Origin of the sequence: Streptomyces nigrescens, assembly GCF_027626975.1 — a bacterium.
GTDB lineage: Bacteria > Actinomycetota > Actinomycetes > Streptomycetales > Streptomycetaceae > Streptomyces > Streptomyces nigrescens.
In genome coordinates, this window is sequence record NZ_CP114203.1 from 3,418,770 (window position 1) to 3,435,999 (window position 17,230).

Genomic DNA, 17,230 nt, shown 5'->3' on the forward strand with positions numbered 1-17,230 from the left:
GGGGCGGCGCGGACCCGGGCGCGTTAGCCTGAACCCGGATCGATGCCTTATTTCGGGCCGAACGGGAGAAGGGCGGCGCTCTGCATGGCAGTCGTGACTCCCCGGGTCTTCGTCTCCCATCTCGCCGGCAGCGCCGTCTTCGACCCCAACGGCGACCAGGTCGGCCGGCTGCGGGACCTCGTCGCCCTGCTCCGGGTCGGCGACCGGCCGCCGCGGCTGCTCGGTGTGGTCGTCGAGGTGATCAGCCGGCGCCGGATCTTCGTCCCCATGACGCGGGTGACCGGTGTGGACTCCGGCCAGATCGTCATCACCGGCGTGGTCAACATGCGGCGCTTCGAGCAGCGGGCGTCCGAGACGCTGGTGCTCGGGGAGCTGCTCGACCGGCGGGTGCGGCTGGTGGAGACCGGTGAGGAGGTCACCGTGCTCGACATCGGCATCACCCAGCTGCCGGCCCGCCGGGACTGGGAGATCGACAAGGTCTTCGTACGGAAGGGGAAGGGCGGGGCGCTGCGCCGCAAGGGAGAGGCGCTGACCGTGGAGTGGTCGGCGGTGACCGGCTTCTCGCTGGAGGAGCACGGGCAGGGCGCGGAGAGCCTGCTGGCCACCTTCGAACAGCTGCGGCCCGCCGACCTGGCCGGGGTGCTGCACCACCTCTCCGCCAAGCGCCGCGCCGAGGTCGCCGCGGCGCTCGACGACGACCGGCTCGCCGACGTCCTGGAGGAGCTGCCGGAGGACGACCAGGTGGAGATCATCGGCAAGCTCAAGGACGAGCGGGCCGCCGACGTCCTGGAGGCGATGGACCCGGACGACGCCGCCGATCTGCTCTCCGAGCTGCCGGAGGAGGAGAAGGAGCGGCTGCTGGCGCTGATGCGGCCGGAGGAGGCCGCGGATGTGCGGCGGCTGATGTCGTACGAGGAGCGGACCGCGGGCGGGCTGATGACCACCGAGCCGATCGTGCTGCGGCCGGACGCGACCGTCGCGGACGCGCTGGCCCGGGTCCGCGACCCGGACCTCTCCCCCGCCCTGGCCGCCCAGGTCTATGTCTGCCGGCCCCCGGACGAGACCCCCACCGGCAAGTACCTGGGCCTGGTGCACTTCCAACGGCTGCTGCGCGACCCGCCGTTCACCCTGGTCAGCTCGATCGCCGACACCGATCTGCCCGCCCTGCCACCGGACACCCCGCTGCCGGAGGTGACCAGCTATCTGGCCGCGTACAACATGGTCGCCGCGCCGGTCGTGGACGAGAGCGGGGCCCTGCTGGGCGCGGTCACCGTCGACGACGTGCTGGACCATCTGCTGCCGGACGACTGGCGGGAGGACGGGCTGCACGGCACGGCGGCCGCCGGTCTGACCGGCAACGGCAGCCTGGGGAAGGCCGCGCATGGGCGCTGACGAACGGGACGGCGGCCGGGAACGGTCGCGGGCGAACGGCGCCTCCGCGCTGCGCCGGGGCGCAGCCGACCGCCCGCGGGTGCGCCTGGACCAGCCGCGCGCGCCCCGCCGTACGTTCCTGCCCGAGTACGACCCGGAGGCCTTCGGACGGCTCTCGGAGAAGATCGCCCGCTTCCTGGGGACCGGCCGCTTCATCGTCTGGATGACCTTCACCATCATCGTGTGGGTCATCTGGAACACCACCGCGCCCAGCGGTCTGCGGTTCGACCAGTACCCGTTCATCTTCCTGACGCTGGCGCTCTCGCTCCAGGCGTCGTACGCCGCGCCGCTGATCCTGCTGGCGCAGAACCGCCAGGACGACCGCGACCGGGTCACCCACGAGCAGGACCGCAAGCAGAACGAGCGCTCCATCGCCGACACCGAGTATCTGACCCGGGAGATCGCGGCGCTGCGGCTCGGGCTCGGCGAGGTCGCCACCCGCGACTGGATCCGCTCCGAGCTCCAGGACATGCTCAGGGATCTGGAGCTGCGGCAGCCGGCTGACGCGGAGAGTGATGAACGCGACCGCTGACGGGCTTTCCGGAGGCACCCTCACGCGCCGTACCATCGGGTCATGGCTACCGACACGCCCCATGGCGGCACCCCGAGCGAGGACGCGGTCCGCGACGCGCTCGCGACGGTGAACGACCCCGAGATCCACCGCCCCATCACCGAGCTGGGGATGGTCAAATCGGTGGACATCGCGGCGGACGGCGCGGTGGCGGTCGTGGTCTATCTCACCGTCTCCGGCTGCCCGATGCGCGAGACGATCACGAACAACGTGCGCGAGGCCGTCGAGCGGGTCGAGGGCGTCACCTCCGTCGCCGTCGAGCTGGACGTGATGAGCGACGAGCAGCGCAAGGAGCTGGCGACCTCGCTGCGCGGCGGCACCGCCGAGCGTGAGGTGCCGTTCGCCCAGCCCGGTTCGCTGACCCGGGTCTACGCGGTCGCCTCCGGCAAGGGCGGTGTCGGCAAGTCCTCGGTGACGGTCAACCTCGCCGCGGCGATGGCGGCGGACGGTCTGAAGGTCGGTGTCGTGGACGCCGACATCTACGGCCACTCGGTGCCCCGGATGCTCGGTGCCGACGGCAAGCCCACCCAGGTCGAGAACATGATCATGCCGCCGTCGGCGAACGGCGTGAAGGTCATCTCGATCGGCATGTTCACCCCGGGCAACGCCCCCGTCGTCTGGCGCGGCCCGATGCTGCACCGCGCGCTCCAGCAGTTCCTCGCCGACGTCTACTGGGGCGATCTGGACGTGCTGCTGCTGGACCTGCCCCCGGGCACCGGCGATATCGCGATCTCGGTGGCGCAGCTGGTGCCGAACGCCGAGATCCTGGTGGTCACCACCCCGCAGCAGGCCGCCGCCGAGGTCGCCGAGCGGGCCGGTTCGATCGCCGTGCAGACCCACCAGAAGATCGTCGGCGTGGTCGAGAACATGTCCGGGCTGCCCTGCCCGCACTGCGACGAGATGGTCGATGTCTTCGGCACCGGCGGCGGCGAGCGGGTCGCCGAGGGCCTGACCCGGACCACGGGCACTCAGGTGCCGGTGCTCGGCTCCATCCCGATCGATGTCCGGCTGCGCGAGGGCGGCGACGAGGGCAAGCCGGTCGTGCTGACCGACCCCGACTCCCCCGCCGGCTCGGCCATCCGGTCGATCGCGGGCAAGCTGGGCGGCCGGGCGCGGGGCCTGTCCGGTATGTCGCTGGGGATCACCCCGCGCAATAAGTTCTGAGACGGCGACCGGTGCTGCGCCCCATGGAGGTCGCGGCCCCGGCTCCCGGATGACGCGGAAAGGGGCGGGCCCACACGGGTCCGCCCCTCGCTGTTGTGCCGGGCCGTCCGGTGCCTGGCTGTCCGGTGCCTGGCCGCCCGGTGCCTGGCCGCCCGGCCCTCGGCTCGGCCTCGGCTCTCGTACGCGGCCGGTCAGCCCTCGTACGCGGCCAGGTCCTTGATCACCGAGAAGCCCAGGCCGTACGCGCTCATCCCGCGCCCGTAGGCGCCGATGTGGACCTCCTCGGGCCCCTCGCTCGCCGAGCCGGCCAGCACCCAGCCGTACTCGGACTCGCGGTAGGCGAACGAGGTGGGCACCCCGTCCACCGGCAGCATCAGCTCGCTCCAGCTCCCGCCGCCGAGGTCGTCGGCCAGCTCCCAGGCGAGCATCGTCTGCTGGTCCAGCCAGTCCTGGCGCAGCGTCCGGTCCATCTGGGTCGGCCAGGTCTGCGCGAGCAGCCCCGACCCGGCGAGCCAGGCGGCCGTCGAGACCGAGGTCGCCTCCAGGACGCCGGTGCCGTCACCGCTGCGCCGCACGGGGCGGCTGGCGACCGTCACCACGACCGCGAACCGCTCGTCCTGCGGCGGTTCCACCTTGATGGTGGGCTCCTCGCCGTGACCGGTGGCGCCGTGCTCGACGGTGCCGTCCGCGGCCGCGCCGACCTGCATCAGCCAGCGCGGACCGGTGAACGCCTCGTCGAGGCCGTACCACGGGAACGCGGCCAGCAGATAGCCGTCGACCTTCCGGCCGGCGGCGGCCGCCTCATGTGTCGCTGACGGACTGGTCGTCTCCATCTGCGCGGAGCCTCCTTGTTGCCCTGCGTCGTGGGCGGCCCGCCCCCCTCAGGCGACCGAACCCCGGACACCCGGAGCATAGCCATAGGCGTCCACACAGACAGTCATACCGGTGTGTGTCAGGTGGCGTCGGCGTCGAACGGCGGACGCTCGTCCGGCTGAGCGGGCCTCTTGACCATGTCGGGAGACCCGGCGGAGGCGGCCGGGGACTCCTTGGACAGGCTCGGACCCGAGCCGTTCGAGGACGTGGCGGAGGAGGCGCTGTCGTGGCCGTGGACGGCGTCGGTGACCTCGGCCATCTCCTTCTTCAGGTCGAAGCCGTTACGGATCTCCTGAAGGTCCTTGAGGCCGTACTCGTCCTTCTCCAGGACGTGTTTGCGCACGAAGTTCTTGGGCTTGAGGTCCTCGAACTCGAAGTCCTTGAACTCCGGCCCCAGCTCGCTGCGGATGTCTTCCTTGGCGCTGTCCGAGAACGCCCGGACCTTGCGGACGAAGGACATGACGTCCTGGATGACCTTGGGGAGCTTGTCCGGACCGAAGATGAGCACGGCAAGGATCACGAGCGCCACCAGCTCGAGGGGTCCTATGTCGAAGAACACCTTGCAGCTCCTTGGGTTATCCGCGGCCTTCGGTGGCCTAGGGGCCAGGCCGCCTATCACGGTACCTGGCCCCGTACGTCGGGCGGGAGTCGCCCGTACCAACACCATGCAAACGATCAGCCCGTACTGGAGGATCCCAGGCTGAGCCGGACGGACCGTTCCTTACCGTCCCTTTGGAGGGTCAGCACCAGCGTGTCGCCGGGCCGGTGGCTGCGGATCTTGACGATCAGCTCCTCACCGCTGTGCACCGGGGCACCGTCCACCTTGGTGATCACATCGCCGGCCTTGATCCCGGCCTTGGCGCCGGGGCCGCCCGGGAGGACCGGCTCCTTGCCGTCCTTGCTGCGCTCGCTGACCCGCGCCCCGTCGCCGGCGTACTCCATCTCCAACGTGACGCCGATCACCGGGTGTGTCGCCCGGCCGGTGTTGATCAGCTCCTCGGCCACCCGCTTGGCCTGGTTGATGGGTATGGCGAAGCCCAGCCCTATGCTGCCGCCCTGGGCGCCGCCGTCCAGGCCGCTGCCGCTGTCGGCCGCGCGGATGGCGCTGTTGATGCCGATCACCCGCGCCTTGGCGTCCACCAGCGGGCCGCCGGAGTTGCCCGGGTTGATGGGGGCGTCGGTCTGCAGCGCGTCCACATACGACACATCGCTGCCGTCGCCCTTCTTGCCGCCCGCGGTGATCGGGCGCTGCTTGGCGCTGATGATCCCGGATGTGACGGTGTTGGCGAGGTCGAAGGGCGCGCCGATCGCCACCACAGGGTCGCCGACCCGCACCGAGTCGGAGTTGCCGAGCGTGAGCGGCCGCAGCCCCGCGACGCCCTCCACCTGGACGACGGCGAGGTCGTAGCCGCCGTCCCGGCCGACGACCTTGGCCTTGGCCGTCTGGCCGCCGCTGAAGGTCACCGAGATCTCGCCGCCGCTGCCGGCCGGTTCGACGACGTGGTTGTTGGTGAGGATGTGCCCCTGGTGGTCGAGGACGAAGCCGGTGCCCGTCCCCTGTTCGGCGCCGCCCCGTACGTGGAGCGTGACCACCCCGGGCAGCGCGGTCTGCGCGATCCCGGCGACGCTGTCGGGCTTACGGCCCCCCTCCTCGGCCGCGGACTGCGGAAGCTTGATGTCGCTGATGCCGCCGTAGCGCTCGACATACGCGCCGATGCAGCCGCCGACGCCGCCCGCGAGCAGGGCGAGCGCCACCGCACCGGCGACCAGCGGCGCACGCCGGCCGCGCCGGCCGGGCGGCGGAGCGACGGGCCCGCCCTGCAGCGGCGCGCTCCAGGGGTCGTACTGCTGCCAGGCGCCCTGGCGGGCGGGGGCGTGCCCGGGGGCGACGGCCGGGCCGCCGTCGCCGGGTCCGGGGGTGCCGGGCTGCGGCCCGGCCGGGTAGGGCGCGGTCGCCGAGGCCGGGCGGGGGCCGCCGTCGCCGGGGTGGGGGACGAAGGCGCCGTCCGCGCCCTCCTGTGCGGCGTCGGGTCCGGCCGCGGGGTCCAGGGGGGCGCTCTGCGAGCCGGTGGGCCCGGGGGCCGCGGACCGGCCGGGAGCGGGCTGCGGGGCGCCGGGCTTCTGGAGTCCCGGCCGGTGGGGGGCGGCCGGTTCGGTGGCGGGTTGGGGGTGTGCGGTGTCGGCCGCCCCGGCCGGGTGCGGCTGCTCGGCGCCCGGTGCGCGCTCCTCGCCGGGCGCGCCCGGGGGCGCGGCGGGCGGCGGCGGGCCCGGGTAGGCGGGGGCCTGCATCGCGTGCTGCGGGGCGGCCGGGGCGCCGTACGGGGGCAGCGCTGCGGTCTGCGGCGGCAGCACCGTGCCCTGTGCGGGGGTCGCCATCGGCCGCTGTACGGGCGGCGCGGGCGCCCAGGGTCCGGGGCCGCCGTACGGAGGGGTGCCGTACGGGTCCTCGGCGTGCAGTGGCTGCTGCCGCTGGGGCGCCGTGCCCGGGGCCTCGGCCGAGGGGGGCGCAACGGGCGGCACCGGAGCGGCTTCGGGTGCGGGGGCGGCCGCGGTGGTCGTCTGGGCCGTCGTGGCCGTAGTGGCGGCGGCGTCCGGGGTCCCGGCAGCCGGTGTGGCCCCGTCCCGTGCGTCAGCGCGCACCTGACCGAGCGTCACGGTCGCCGCGGCCGGGCGCGCACCGCCGGCGGTCCGGCCGTCCACGGCCCCGGCAGTCCCCTGGTCCGTACCGTCCACGGCGGCTACGGAACCCTGGGCCGGGGTCAACTCATCGGCGGTATCGGGCACTTCGGCCGCTTCGGCCCCTCCGGGCGGCGCGGGCGCCACCGAGCCGTTCCGCGGCTCCGGCGGACGCACGGTCCAGTCCTCCGTCTGCTGCCCGGCGGACGTGCCCGGCGCGTGGGGCGTCCGGGCGGTCAATTCCTCCGCCGGCCCGGACGTATCGGTCACCGCGGCACCGGCCGGTCCGGACCCGTCCGGCGAGCCCGTCGTCCCGTCAGGCGAGCCCGCCGTCCCGTCCGGTGCTCCCCCCTGCTCCGGCGGACGCACGAGCCAGTCCTCGGCGCTGTGCACGTCGGACGTGCCGGTGCCCTCGGTCCGCGTCCCGTCCGCCGGGCTGCCGGCGGACGGCACCGTCTGCGGACCGGCCTCGGCGGACGGTTCCGTGCCCGGGGTACCCCCCGGACGGCTCCACCACTTCAGCTTCGGCCCGGCGGCCTTACCGTCGTCCATGCTCTCCCCAGAGTTCGCCCGCACCGTGCGCGGGCCACCACCACCTCGCGGACGCGCCCGCTCAGGGGTGCGCCGCCCCACAGCGATTCAACCAGTTCCGCGTGGGGCCGCGCAGGGGACGGTCAGTGCCGGGCGGGGGCTCCGCCCTCGGCGGAGGGGGCCGCTGCGACAGCGGAGCCGATCAGCGGGCGCTTGGGCTCCAGCGGCGGGAGCGCCGGCGGGTTCTTGCGCACCGGGGTGTTGCCGGTCACGGCTGTCAGGGGCGCGAAGTGATACGCCGAGGCCGGACCGGTCGCGGCTATCAGCGGCGAGAGGCCGAAGCGCCCGGCCGGTGCGGGCGGTGCCGACGACGCCGACGCATAGGGGCCGGGTGCCGTACTCGGGCCGTACAGGGCCATGGCGCTGGGGGCGGGGGCCAGGGTCGGACCGCCGGACGGCTGCCGACTGCCGGACGAGGGGTTCTGGGCGTGGTACTCCGCGCCGCGGAGCAGGGAACCGCTGTCTGCGGCCGGGGTGGCGCTGAGCGGGGTGACGGCCGTGCCGCCGCCCTCGACGCGTCCGCCGGGCAGGTCGACGGCCGCTTCCAGCGGGAGGGCGCCGCCCAGCGCGAAGGCCGCGAGGGAGACCGCACCGGCCGCCGCGAAGGCGAACCGGCGCCGCTGGGCGGGGCGGTCGGTCTCGGGCAGCCGGAAGCCGCGGCCCCGGGGCTGGACGGGCAGCGCCGCCATGGCATGGCCGGAGTGGCCGCCGGAGGGGACATAGCGGAACGCGCCGCCACCTCTGGCGAAGTCGCCGCGTCCGAGACCGCCGTTGCCGAGCCGGCTGCCGGGACCCTCGGGGTCACCGCCGGGCAGCTGCTGCAGACGCGCCAGCAGGCCCTCGGAGGGGCCGGGGGGCGCCGCCTGGGCGAAGACGTCTTTCAGCCGACGCTGGGCGTCGGCCTCTGCCTTGCATTTGCCGCAGGTCGCAAGATGCGCGAGCACCCGCTCGCGCGCGTCATGCCCCAACTCGCCGTCGACCAGGGCCGCAAGGCGGTCGCCGAGATGCTGCTCGGCGGGGGACGGACCGCCGTTGCCGCTCACGCGATTCCGACCTCCTGCGAGGGCACCACGGCCAGCGAGCGCCGCTGCTCGCGCTCTTCGGCGCGGGTGGCCGGGGCACGGTGCTTGAGGGACTTGCGCAGATGGGAGCGGCCACGGTGGATACGGCTGCGGACCGTGCCGAGCTTGACGCCCAGGGTCGCGGCGATCTCCTCGTAGGACAGGCCCTCGATGTCGCACAGGACGACGGCGGCACGGAACTCGGGCGCCAGGGTGTCCAGCGCCTGCTGCACATCGGCGTCGAAGTGGGTGTCGTTGAAGTGCTGCTGCGGGGAGGGCTCACGGCTGGGGAGCCGCTCGGCGGCATCGTCACCGAGCGCATCGAAGCGAATACGCTGACGGCGCCGGACCATGTCCAGGAAGAGGTTGGTCGTGATGCGGTGCAGCCAGCCCTCGAAGGTGCCGGGGGTGTACGTCGACAGCGAACGGAAGACGCGGACGAACACCTCCTGGGTGAGGTCTTCGGCGTCGTGTTGATTGCCGGTGAGGCGGTAGGCGAGGCGGTAGACCCGTGCACTGTGGGTGCTGACGATCTCCTCCCAGCTGGGCGGGGTCCACGCCTGCGCATCCGCGTCTGCGGCAAAGGTCGCGGTGGTCGCGGAGTCGGCGGTGGGAGCCCCTCCCCTGCCCTTCGGGCCATGGGGGCGGAAACGGTCAGCAGTGTTTGTCACGGATTTCGGCTCGGCGAACGACCTTTTCAAGCGCCTCAGCACCCCTCGGTCACCCGCCGCAGCCGCACCTCCCCTGGTGGCTCTGGTGGTGTCCAGTAGAGCCCCTACCATATCCACCTCGCCCGTTAGCTCCGGATAAGCAGTTTTGACCTGCATTTGGTCCTGCTTCTGGTCGTGGTTCGCGTCTCGCGCGGTCGTCACCGGTGCATCCCCCCGTCATCCCGCTACCCCTCCATAACGCCCGGTCCCATCTGCGGGTTCCCGCACGCAGCGGATACAGTCACGGTTGCGTCAACTACGGGGACAGGAGAGGGCCATTACCGGCAACCGGCAGACGAGCTTGGCATTCGCCGAGGCGTACGGCGCCGGGACCATCGACGACAGCGCCGAGGCCGCCCTGCACTGGTCCCGCGACCGGGCACGGGAAGCCGGTATCCGCGCGGTGACCACCGGCACCGGCGCCGCCCTCCGTCTGCTCGCCGCCGCCGTGGACGCCAAGGCGGTCGCCGAGATCGGCACCGGCACCGGCGTGTCGGGCATCTACCTCCTGCACGGCATGCGGCCCGACGGCGTGCTGACCACCGTGGACCTCGAACCCGAGCGGCAGGGGTTCGCCAAGCAGGCGTTCCGCGCCGCGGGCTTCGCCGGCAACCGCGCCCGCTTCATCCCCGGCCGCGCCCTGGACGTACTGCCCCGGCTCGCGGACGGCGGATACGACCTCGTGTACTGCGACGGCGACCTGATGGAGTGCTTGGAGTACCTCGCTGAATCGTTGCGTCTGCTGCGCCCCGGCGGCCTGGTGTGCTTCGAGGGCGTCTTCGCGGACGGCCGTACGGTCGATTCGGCGGTGCAGCCCGCCGAGGTGCTGCGGCTGCGGGAACTGCTGCGGGCCGTGAGGGAGAGCACGACACTCGTGCCGTCCCTGCTGCCGGTCGGCGACGGACTGCTCTGCGCGGTCAAGCGCGGTTGACCCGCCCGGCTCCGGCGTACAAAACGGCCCCGGCACGCGGCGCGCCTTTACTGCGCGCCACGTGCCGGGGCCGGGGTAATTCGGCTGGGGATACCGGGGTCAGCCCCGGGAAACCGCCGGTTGCGCCGCCCTTGTCAGACGGTGACCTTGTCCAGGGCCTCACCCAGGGCCTTGGCTTCGTCGGGGGTCAGCTCGACGACGAGCCGCCCGCCGCCTTCGAGCGGAACACGCATGACGATGCCCCGCCCCTCCTTGGTCACCTCGAGCGGGCCGTCGCCCGTCCGCGGCTTCATGGCCGCCATGCTCGTTCCCCTTCCTGAAACCAGCTCATCTCAGCCGACGGCCCGAATAGGCACGTGTCACCGGCATCGAACACATTGCTTCCAGGCCATTATCCCGCATCGAACGACCCGATGACCAACATCGGGCCGCATCCCTTCGGCAACGCGCTCCCTCAAACCCCCTCAATTCGGAGAGGTGGCTGCAATACTTCTCCACCCGCCGACCCCCGGCACACCCGCAATCTTTGATGTACGTCACATGCCGATGCCCGATGATCTCCGGCATCCTGAGCGCTGACTGCCGCTGCCGAGCAGTCCGAGCCGCGACGGAGGGGACTCCCACTATGGCCGACACCGTGCTCTATGACGTGACCGACGGACTGGCGACGATCACGCTCAACCGCCCGGACGCGATGAACGCGCTGAACATCGAGGCGAAGGTCCAGCTGCGGGACACCCTCAAGGAGGCCGCCGCCGACACCGCCGTGCGCGCCGTGCTGCTGACCGCCACCGGGCGCGCCTTCTGCGTCGGGCAGGACCTCAAGGAGCACATCGGCCTGCTGGCCGAGGACCGGGCCACCGGCTCCGGGAAGACCATGAACACCGTGCGTGAGCACTACAACCCCATCGTGACGGCGCTGACCGAGATGCCCAAGCCCGTGGTGGCGGGCGTCAACGGAGTGGCCGCGGGCGCCGGCGCGGGCTTCGCGATGGCCGCCGACTACCGCGTGGTCGCCGACTCCGCCTCCTTCAACACCTCCTTCGCGGGTGTCGCGCTGACCGCCGACTCCGGGATGTCCTGGACGCTGCCGCGGCTGATCGGCCGGAGCAGGGCCGCCGATCTGCTGCTCTTCCCGCGCAACATCAGCGCCCAGGAGGCGTACGACCTGGGGATCGCCAACAAGGTCGTACCGGCCGAGGAGCTGGCCGGGGCGGCCGCGGCCGTCGCCCGCCGGCTCGCCCAGGGCCCGACGGCCGCGTATGCCGCGATCAAGGAGTCGCTGGCCTACGGGGCGGGGCACTCGCTCGTCGAGACCCTCGGCAAGGAGGACGAACTGCAGGGCCGGGCCGGGGCGTCGGAGGACCACCGGATCGCGGTCGAGGCGTTCGTGAAGAAGGAGAAGCCGGTCTTCCTGGGGCGCTGACCCGTCCTTGGCCGGCCCCGTCGGCGGTCCGCGTCAGCCGGCCCGCCCGGGGTCAGCCGGCGGCCGCCTCCACTGCCGCCCGGACGTGGCACTCCGCCAGATGGTCGTTGACCAGGCCGCACGCCTGCATCATCGCGTAGGCGGTGGTCGGGCCGACGAAGCGGAAGCCGCGCTTCTTGAGGTCCTTGGCGAGCGCCGTGGACTCCGGGGTCGTCGGCTGGAGATCGCCGACGGTGCGCGGCACCGGCCGGCCGGCCCGGGCGGGGGCGTAGGACCAGATCAGCTCGTCGAGCTCACCGGGGGCCAGCTCGGCGGCGACCTTGGCGTTGTTGATCGTCGCGGCGATCTTGGCGCGGTTGCGGATGATGCCGGGGTCGGTGAGCAGCCGCTCGGCGTCCGCGTCCGTGAACCGCGCCACCTCCGGGATCCGGAAGCCGGCGAACGCGGCGCGGAAGCCGGGGCGGCGGCGCAGGATCGTGATCCAGGAGAGCCCGGACTGGAACGCCTCCAGGCTCATCCGCTCGAAGAGGGCGTCGTCGCCGTGGACCGGCAGGCCCCATTCGGTGTCGTGGTAGGCGCGGTAGTCGGCCATCTGCGCCGACTCCATCCCCCACGGGCAGCGCGGGATGCCGTCCGGTTCCCTCACCACGCCGCTCATGGCCGCTCCTCGCCTTCCGGGGTCTTGCCGGGGACCTCGGGTCCGTCAGCGGATTCCCGGTCGCCGGGCCCGGGGGCGGGACCCGCCTCCGGCACCGGCCCGAGCACCGGCGGGCCGTCCTGTATCAGCCCCGGGCCGCCCATGGCGGAGGCATGCGCACCGGCCAGCGCGGCCTCCAGCTCGGCGATCCGGGCGTCCCGCTCGGCGAGTTCGGCGCCGAGGCGGTCCAGGACGTCGTCGACGTCGTTCATGCGGTAGCCACGGACGGTCACCGGAAGGCGGACGGCGTCCACATCGGCGCGGGTCACGGGGCGGTCCTCCGGCAGCGGGTCGTGCAGCCGGTCCGGCTCGGAATCCCGCAGCCCCCCACCGTCACCGCCGCCGACGACCACGAGCGTGACCGCGGCCACCACCACGACCATCGCGATCAGCAAGAACCAGAACACGACCAACTCCCCGGACTATGTGCCTGCACTGATCGTGCCATGCGGGTGTGACAGTTAGGGTCGCTCCCGGACCACGGAGAGGGAGTCAGGGAATGCTGCGGCTGGGGAATCGCGAGTTCGGCGCGCACGATGCGGTGATCATGGCGATCGTCAACAGGACGCCGGACTCGTTCTACGACCAGGGCGCCACGTTCCGTGACGAGCCCGCCCTCGCCCGGGTGGAACAGGCGGTGGCCGACGGTGCCGCGATCATCGACATCGGCGGCGTCAAGGCCGGTCCCGGCGAGGAGGTCAGCGCCGAGGAGGAGGCCCGCCGCACGGTCGGGTTCGTCGCCGAGGTCCGCAAGCGCTTCCCCGACGTGGTGATCAGCGTCGACACCTGGCGGCACGAGGTCGGCGAGGCCGTGTGCGAGGCCGGCGCCGATGTGCTCAACGACGCCTGGGGCGGCGTCGATCCGCGGCTCGCGGAGGTCGCGGCGCGCTATGACGTCGGCCTGGTGTGCACCCACGCGGGCGGCGCGGAGCCGCGTACCCGGCCGCACCGGGTGACGTACGACGACGTCATGGACGACATCCTGCGGGTGACGCTCGGACTGGCGGAGCGGGCCGTGGAGTTGGGCGTCCGGCGGGACGCGATCATGATCGATCCGGGGCACGACTTCGGGAAGAACACCCGGCACAGCCTGGAGGCGACCCGCCGGCTGGGCGAGATGAAGGACACGGGCTGGCCGGTGCTGGTCTCGCTGTCCAACAAGGACTTCGTCGGCGAGACGCTCGACAAGCCGGTCAAGGAACGGGTGCTCGGCACCCTGGCGACCACCGCCGTCTCGGCCTGGCTCGGCGCCCAGGTCTACCGCGTCCACGAGGTCGCCGAGACCCGGCAGGTACTGGACATGGTGGCCTCGATCGCCGGCCACCGGCCCCCGGCGGTCGCCCGCCGGGGACTGGCGTGAGCCTCCACCGGCCGCGGGACCGGGCCTAGATCCCGACCTCCTTGGTCACCAGCGTGATCGCCTCGTCCACGTCGTCGCTGAGGTGGAAGAGCTCCAGATCGTGCATCGACGCCTTGCCCTGGGCGATCAGGGTGTCGCGCAGCCAGTCGACCAGTCCGCTCCAGTAGGCCGTGCCGAACAGCACGATCGGGAAGCGGGTGACCTTGCGGGTCTGGACGAGGGTGAGCGCCTCGAAGAGCTCGTCGAGGGTGCCGAGGCCGCCGGGGAGCACCACGAACCCACGGGCGTACTTCACAAAACACGTCTTACGGACGAAGAAGTACCGGAAGTCGACACCGAGGTTCACATAGTCGTTCATGCCCTGCTCGAAGGGCAGCTCGATGCCCAGGCCCACGGAGGTGCCGCCGGCCTCGTTGGCGCCCTTGTTGGCGGCCTCCATGGCGCCGGGACCGCCACCGGTGATCACCGCGAACCCGGCCTCGACCAGGGCCCGCCCGATCCGCACGGCGGCGTCGTACTCCTTGGAGTCACGCGGGGTACGGGCCGAGCCGAAGACGCTGACGGCCGGGCCCAGCTCGGCCAGCGCGCCGAAGCCCTCGACGAACTCCGACTGGATGCGCATCACGCGCCAGGGATCGGTGTGCACCCACTCGGAGGGGCCTTCGGAGTCCAGCAGCCGCTGGTCCGTGGTGCCGGTCTGCACCTGCTCCTGGCGGCGCAGTACGGGACCCAGCCGCTGCTCCTCCGGGACCGGTGCGCCCTCGGGACTGGCCATGTCGTGCTCCCTCCGCTGGCAGATCGTTTGCCGTTTCAGCGTAGATCCGCGGACGTGAAGAGCAGGGGAATTCGACGGGGAGGCGATCGGTCGGCGACGGGCCCGGCCGGCGTCAGGCCGTCAGCCAGGCGCGCAGCCGTTCCTCGCAGTGCAGGATGCGGTCGACCTCGACCCGTTCGTCCTTCTTGTGCGCGAGCAGGGAGTAGCCCGGTCCGTAGTTGACCGCCGGGACGCCCAGGGCGCTGAAGCGCGAGACGTCGGTCCAGCCGAACTTGGGCATCGCGGTGCCGCCGACGGACTCCATGAACGCCTTGGCCGCCGGGTGGGACAGTCCGGGCAGCGCGCCCGGGGAGTGGTCGTCGACGACGAATTCGTCCACCGGGCAGTCCGCGAAGACCTCACGGACGTGGGCCACCGCCTCGTCGGGGGTGCGGTCCGGTGCGTAGCGGAAGTTCACGGTGACCGTGCAGGCGTCCGGGATGACGTTGTTGGCGACGCCGCCCTCGACGCGTACGGCGTTGAGGCCCTCGCGGTATTCGAGGCCGTCGATGACCGGGCGGCGCGGCTCGTAGGCGGCGAGCTTCGCCAGGATCGGGGCGGCGGCGTGGATCGCGTTGGCGCCCATCCAGCTGCGGGCGGAGTGGGCGCGCTCACCGGTGGTGCGCAGCAGGACCCGCAGGGTGCCCTGGCAGCCGCCCTCCACCTGGCCGTCGGAGGGCTCCAGGAGGACGGCGAAGTCGCCGGTGAGCCAGTCGGGGTGGGCGTCGGCGACATGGCCGAGGCCGTTGAGGTGGGCTGCGACCTCTTCGTTGTCGTAGAAGACGAAGGTCAGGTCGCGGTTGGGGGCCGGGACGGTGGCGGCCATCCGCAGCTGGACCGCGACGCCGGACTTCATGTCGCAGGTGCCGCAGCCCCACAGGACGCCGTTCTCGTCCAGCCGGGAGGGGACGTTGTCGGCGATCGGCACGGTGTCGAGGTGTCCGGCGAGCACCACCCGCTCGTCGCGTCCCAGGTGGGTGCGGGCCACGACGTTGTTGCCGTAACGGTCGACGGTCAGGTGCGGGAGCGCGCGCAGGGCGTGCTCGACGGCGTCGGCGAGGTCCTTCTCGTTGCCGCTCTCGGAGGGGAAGTCGACGAGCTGCGCGGTGAGCGCGGCGGCGTCGAGCGACAGGTCGAGGGCGGGGTGGTCTGTGGAGCGCTCCATGGATCCGACCCTATCGGCAGCACTCCAGTACGGTGGGCCCGTGTCAGCCCAGCCCTCAGCCCCCCAGCGCCGCGCCCGTCTGTGGCGTACCGCCGCAGCCGTCGCCGTACTGATCGGACTGGCCGGCTATCTCGTCATGCAGTACGTGACCGGTGGCCCCGGGGCCCCGCAGTGCACGGTGCGCGCCGAGGGCGAGGCGAAGCCGTACGAGCTGTCCCCCGAGCAGGCCGCGAACGCCGCGACGATCTCGGCCGTGGCGTCCTCGCGCGGGCTGTCGGAGCGGGCGGTGACCATCGCGCTGGCGACCGCGATGCAGGAGTCGGGGCTGCGCAACATCGACTTCGGTGACCGGGATTCGGTCGGGCTCTTCCAGCAGCGGCCGTCGCAGGACTGGGGCACCGTGAAGCAGATCATGGACCCGGTCTATTCGGCCGGGGAGTTCTACCGGCATCTGGCGAAGGTGCCCGGCTACTCCCGGCTGCCGCTGACGGTCGCCGCGCAGAAGGTGCAGCGCAGCGGCTATCCGCAGGCCTATGCCAAGCACGAGGCGAACGCCGCACGGCTGACCGGGGCGCTCACCGGCCGCGACCAGGACGCGATGACCTGCACCGAGAGCCGCCCGGTGGACGGGACGGCGGGCGGCGCCAAGGCGGTGCGGGAGCGGCTGGTGCGGGAGTTCGGCCCCGAGGTGCTGCCGCGGACGGGCGGCAGCGGAGGCCGCAGCGCGGGCGGCAGGAGCGGCGTGACGATACCGGTGCAGCAGTCCGGTCCCACGGCCGCGGGCGATGCCGGGCGGCGCGGCTGGGAGCTGGCGATGTGGGCGATGGCGCACTCCGCCGAGCTGCGCATCGAACAGATCTCTTACGCCGGCCGGATGTGGACGGCGGACGATGCGGGGAAGGGCTGGCAGCGGAAGCAGGCCGGCTCCGCGGTGGCCGCGCACCACGTTCGTATCATCACCGCGCAATAGTTTGCCCGGTCCCCCGGAAGGGGCACTGCAATCAATTCCCTTTTACTGAACGGGAGTTGGCCGGGCGCGAGGCGAGCGCCCGGTCAATTCCCTTGTACGCAAAGGGCTGTGACGTTTCCGCGATCCCCCGCCGCGTGCACATATTGCCCGTCTTTATCCAGGGCCGATTATGTGACGCGTTACCAACTCTTTACCGGAGTTCACCGCAACCTTCGGGGTTCTGACGCGGTAGTCAGTGCGTCCGCCAGGCGGATATGGCACATCTGTCAGAAGTACGAGTCCTTCTCCGTAAAAGGAGCACCATGTCCCTCCCCGTTACGCGTCGGATCGCCCGAGCCGCCCTGCTCGTTGCAGCAGGTGCCGCTCCTGTGGTCGCTGCGGCCGGCTCCGCGAGCGCCGCGGAACTGCCCGCCGCCAAGACACTCGGCGGGCTGACGGCGCCCCTGGACTCCCGGAACACCAGCGAAACCCTCGACCACACCGCGCGCGACGGCGTCGGCCTGGTGAACGCGGCCGGCAGCAAGGCGGCCACGAAGCTCGCCCCGGCGCTCGTCGAGACCGCCGGCCCCGTCGTGAAGAAGGCCATGCCGATCACCCAGGCCGCCGCCGACAAGGCGGAGAGCGTGGCCCGCCCGATCGCCAAGAAGGGCATCTCGACCAGCACGCTGCCGCTCGACGCGGCCAAGGGACTCGTCGGCTCGCCGCAGGGCCTGCTGGCGCCCGCCACGGGCCTGCTCGGCGGTCTGCCGCTCGGCGGCCGCTGACCGTCCCCGTACGACGCGCAGGGGCC

18 protein-coding genes are annotated in these 17,230 nt (G+C 72.5%); 8 read left to right on the plus strand and 10 right to left on the minus strand.

Going from position 1 to position 17,230, the window contains the following annotated elements:
* Positions 1–84: 84 nt before the first annotated feature.
* Genes STRNI_RS15275 through STRNI_RS15285 form a run of 3 tightly spaced genes read left to right on the plus strand, consistent with a single transcriptional unit; the run spans position 85 to position 3,166 of the window.
* On the plus strand, positions 85–1,392 hold the full coding sequence (locus STRNI_RS15275) for a magnesium transporter MgtE N-terminal domain-containing protein (protein WP_018089415.1): 1,308 nt from the start codon (positions 85–87) through the stop codon (positions 1,390–1,392).
* Complete coding sequence (locus STRNI_RS15280; RefSeq protein WP_109892429.1) at positions 1,382–1,963, plus strand: DUF1003 domain-containing protein; 582 nt, start codon at positions 1,382–1,384, stop codon at positions 1,961–1,963. The genes STRNI_RS15275 and STRNI_RS15280 overlap by 11 nt, the downstream gene beginning before the upstream one ends.
* Positions 1,964–2,005: 42 nt before the next feature.
* The gene (locus STRNI_RS15285) at positions 2,006–3,166 is read left to right on the plus strand and encodes an Mrp/NBP35 family ATP-binding protein (protein WP_018089413.1); all 1,161 of its coding nucleotides are present in this window, start codon (positions 2,006–2,008) and stop codon (positions 3,164–3,166) included.
* Between the two features lie 191 nt (positions 3,167–3,357).
* On the opposite strand, the gene STRNI_RS15290 is transcribed toward STRNI_RS15285, so the two are convergent.
* The 5 genes from STRNI_RS15290 to sigE all read right to left on the minus strand — a co-directional run bounded on the left by STRNI_RS15290 (position 3,358) and on the right by sigE (position 9,038).
* Entirely contained in the window at positions 3,358–3,999 is a 642-nt protein-coding gene (locus STRNI_RS15290) for a hypothetical protein (protein ID WP_018089412.1), read from the minus strand.
* 119 nt (positions 4,000–4,118) lie between these two features.
* Entirely contained in the window at positions 4,119–4,598 is a 480-nt protein-coding gene (locus STRNI_RS15295) for a sec-independent translocase (protein ID WP_159486305.1), read from the minus strand.
* Positions 4,599–4,714: 116 nt separating this feature from the next.
* Positions 4,715–7,267, minus strand: coding sequence for a S1C family serine protease (locus STRNI_RS15300; protein WP_381844460.1), 2,553 nt, complete (start codon positions 7,265–7,267; stop codon positions 4,715–4,717).
* Between the two features lie 122 nt (positions 7,268–7,389).
* Positions 7,390–8,349 (minus strand): anti-sigma factor family protein, encoded by a 960-nt coding sequence (locus STRNI_RS15305; RefSeq protein WP_018089409.1) that lies wholly within the window; start codon positions 8,347–8,349, stop codon positions 7,390–7,392.
* The gene (gene sigE / locus STRNI_RS15310; protein ID WP_266439337.1) at positions 8,346–9,038 is read right to left on the minus strand and encodes an RNA polymerase sigma factor SigE; all 693 of its coding nucleotides are present in this window, start codon (positions 9,036–9,038) and stop codon (positions 8,346–8,348) included. The genes STRNI_RS15305 and sigE overlap by 4 nt, the downstream gene beginning before the upstream one ends.
* A 286-nt stretch (positions 9,039–9,324) precedes the next feature.
* Here sigE and STRNI_RS15315 point away from each other — a divergent pair, with 286 nt between their 5' ends.
* Entirely contained in the window at positions 9,325–10,008 is a 684-nt protein-coding gene (locus STRNI_RS15315) for an O-methyltransferase (protein WP_093637663.1), read from the plus strand.
* A 134-nt stretch (positions 10,009–10,142) separates the two neighbouring features.
* Here STRNI_RS15315 and STRNI_RS15320 read toward each other — a convergent pair whose 3' ends face one another.
* Positions 10,143–10,310, minus strand: coding sequence for a DUF3117 domain-containing protein (locus STRNI_RS15320; RefSeq protein WP_006603288.1), 168 nt, complete (start codon positions 10,308–10,310; stop codon positions 10,143–10,145).
* Between the two features lie 323 nt (positions 10,311–10,633).
* On the opposite strand from STRNI_RS15320, the gene chcB reads away from it, so the two are divergent.
* Positions 10,634–11,434, plus strand: coding sequence for a 2-cyclohexenylcarbonyl CoA isomerase (gene chcB / locus STRNI_RS15325; RefSeq protein ID WP_159486308.1), 801 nt, complete (start codon positions 10,634–10,636; stop codon positions 11,432–11,434).
* Between the two features lie 52 nt (positions 11,435–11,486).
* Here the strand turns inward: chcB and STRNI_RS15330 are convergent, their stop codons facing one another.
* Positions 11,487–12,092, minus strand: a complete 606-nt coding sequence (locus STRNI_RS15330; protein ID WP_018089405.1) for a DNA-3-methyladenine glycosylase I — start codon at positions 12,090–12,092, stop codon at positions 11,487–11,489.
* Complete coding sequence (locus tag STRNI_RS15335; RefSeq protein WP_159486310.1) at positions 12,089–12,538, minus strand: DivIVA domain-containing protein; 450 nt, start codon at positions 12,536–12,538, stop codon at positions 12,089–12,091. The genes STRNI_RS15330 and STRNI_RS15335 overlap by 4 nt, the downstream gene beginning before the upstream one ends.
* A gap of 92 nt (positions 12,539–12,630) precedes the next feature.
* Here STRNI_RS15335 and folP point away from each other — a divergent pair, with 92 nt between their 5' ends.
* Positions 12,631–13,491, plus strand: a complete 861-nt coding sequence (gene folP, locus STRNI_RS15340) for a dihydropteroate synthase (RefSeq protein ID WP_159486311.1) — start codon at positions 12,631–12,633, stop codon at positions 13,489–13,491.
* Positions 13,492–13,516: 25 nt separating this feature from the next.
* On the opposite strand, the gene STRNI_RS15345 is transcribed toward folP, so the two are convergent.
* Both STRNI_RS15345 and dapE read right to left on the minus strand, forming a co-directional pair.
* Positions 13,517–14,266 carry an LOG family protein gene (locus tag STRNI_RS15345; protein ID WP_159486312.1) on the minus strand — a complete coding sequence of 250 codons (750 nt, stop codon included), beginning with the start codon at positions 14,264–14,266 and terminating at the stop codon, positions 13,517–13,519.
* A 112-nt stretch (positions 14,267–14,378) separates the two neighbouring features.
* Complete coding sequence (gene dapE, locus STRNI_RS15350; protein ID WP_159486314.1) at positions 14,379–15,470, minus strand: succinyl-diaminopimelate desuccinylase; 1,092 nt, start codon at positions 15,468–15,470, stop codon at positions 14,379–14,381.
* A gap of 40 nt (positions 15,471–15,510) precedes the next feature.
* Between dapE and STRNI_RS15355 the strand changes: the two genes are divergently transcribed.
* Positions 15,511–16,440 carry a VldE C-terminal domain-containing protein gene (locus STRNI_RS15355; protein ID WP_266439327.1) on the plus strand — a complete coding sequence of 310 codons (930 nt, stop codon included), beginning with the start codon at positions 15,511–15,513 and terminating at the stop codon, positions 16,438–16,440.
* A gap of 302 nt (positions 16,441–16,742) precedes the next feature.
* Entirely contained in the window at positions 16,743–17,204 is a 462-nt protein-coding gene (locus STRNI_RS15360) for an ATP-binding protein (RefSeq protein WP_159486318.1), read from the plus strand.
* Positions 17,205–17,230 lie beyond the last annotated feature (26 nt).

What these genes read in the sequence shown, in the direction of transcription:
- STRNI_RS15275 (WP_018089415.1), top strand. Translation starts at nt 85, where the DNA reads ATGGCAGTCGTGACTCCCCGGGTCTTCGTCTCCCATCTCGCCGGCAGC.
- STRNI_RS15280 (WP_109892429.1), top strand. Translation starts at nt 1,382, where the DNA reads ATGGGCGCTGACGAACGGGACGGCGGCCGGGAACGGTCGCGGGCGAAC.
- STRNI_RS15285 (WP_018089413.1), top strand. Translation starts at nt 2,006, where the DNA reads ATGGCTACCGACACGCCCCATGGCGGCACCCCGAGCGAGGACGCGGTC.
- STRNI_RS15290 (WP_018089412.1), bottom strand. Translation starts at nt 3,999, where the DNA reads ATGGAGACGACCAGTCCGTCAGCGACACATGAGGCGGCCGCCGCCGGC.
- STRNI_RS15300 (WP_381844460.1), bottom strand. Translation starts at nt 7,267, where the DNA reads ATGGACGACGGTAAGGCCGCCGGGCCGAAGCTGAAGTGGTGGAGCCGT.
- STRNI_RS15320 (WP_006603288.1), bottom strand. Translation starts at nt 10,310, where the DNA reads ATGGCGGCCATGAAGCCGCGGACGGGCGACGGCCCGCTCGAGGTGACC.
- chcB (WP_159486308.1), top strand. Translation starts at nt 10,634, where the DNA reads ATGGCCGACACCGTGCTCTATGACGTGACCGACGGACTGGCGACGATC.
- STRNI_RS15330 (WP_018089405.1), bottom strand. Translation starts at nt 12,092, where the DNA reads ATGAGCGGCGTGGTGAGGGAACCGGACGGCATCCCGCGCTGCCCGTGG.
- folP (WP_159486311.1), top strand. Translation starts at nt 12,631, where the DNA reads ATGCTGCGGCTGGGGAATCGCGAGTTCGGCGCGCACGATGCGGTGATC.
- STRNI_RS15345 (WP_159486312.1), bottom strand. Translation starts at nt 14,266, where the DNA reads ATGGCCAGTCCCGAGGGCGCACCGGTCCCGGAGGAGCAGCGGCTGGGT.
- dapE (WP_159486314.1), bottom strand. Translation starts at nt 15,470, where the DNA reads ATGGAGCGCTCCACAGACCACCCCGCCCTCGACCTGTCGCTCGACGCC.
- STRNI_RS15360 (WP_159486318.1), top strand. Translation starts at nt 16,743, where the DNA reads ATGTCCCTCCCCGTTACGCGTCGGATCGCCCGAGCCGCCCTGCTCGTT.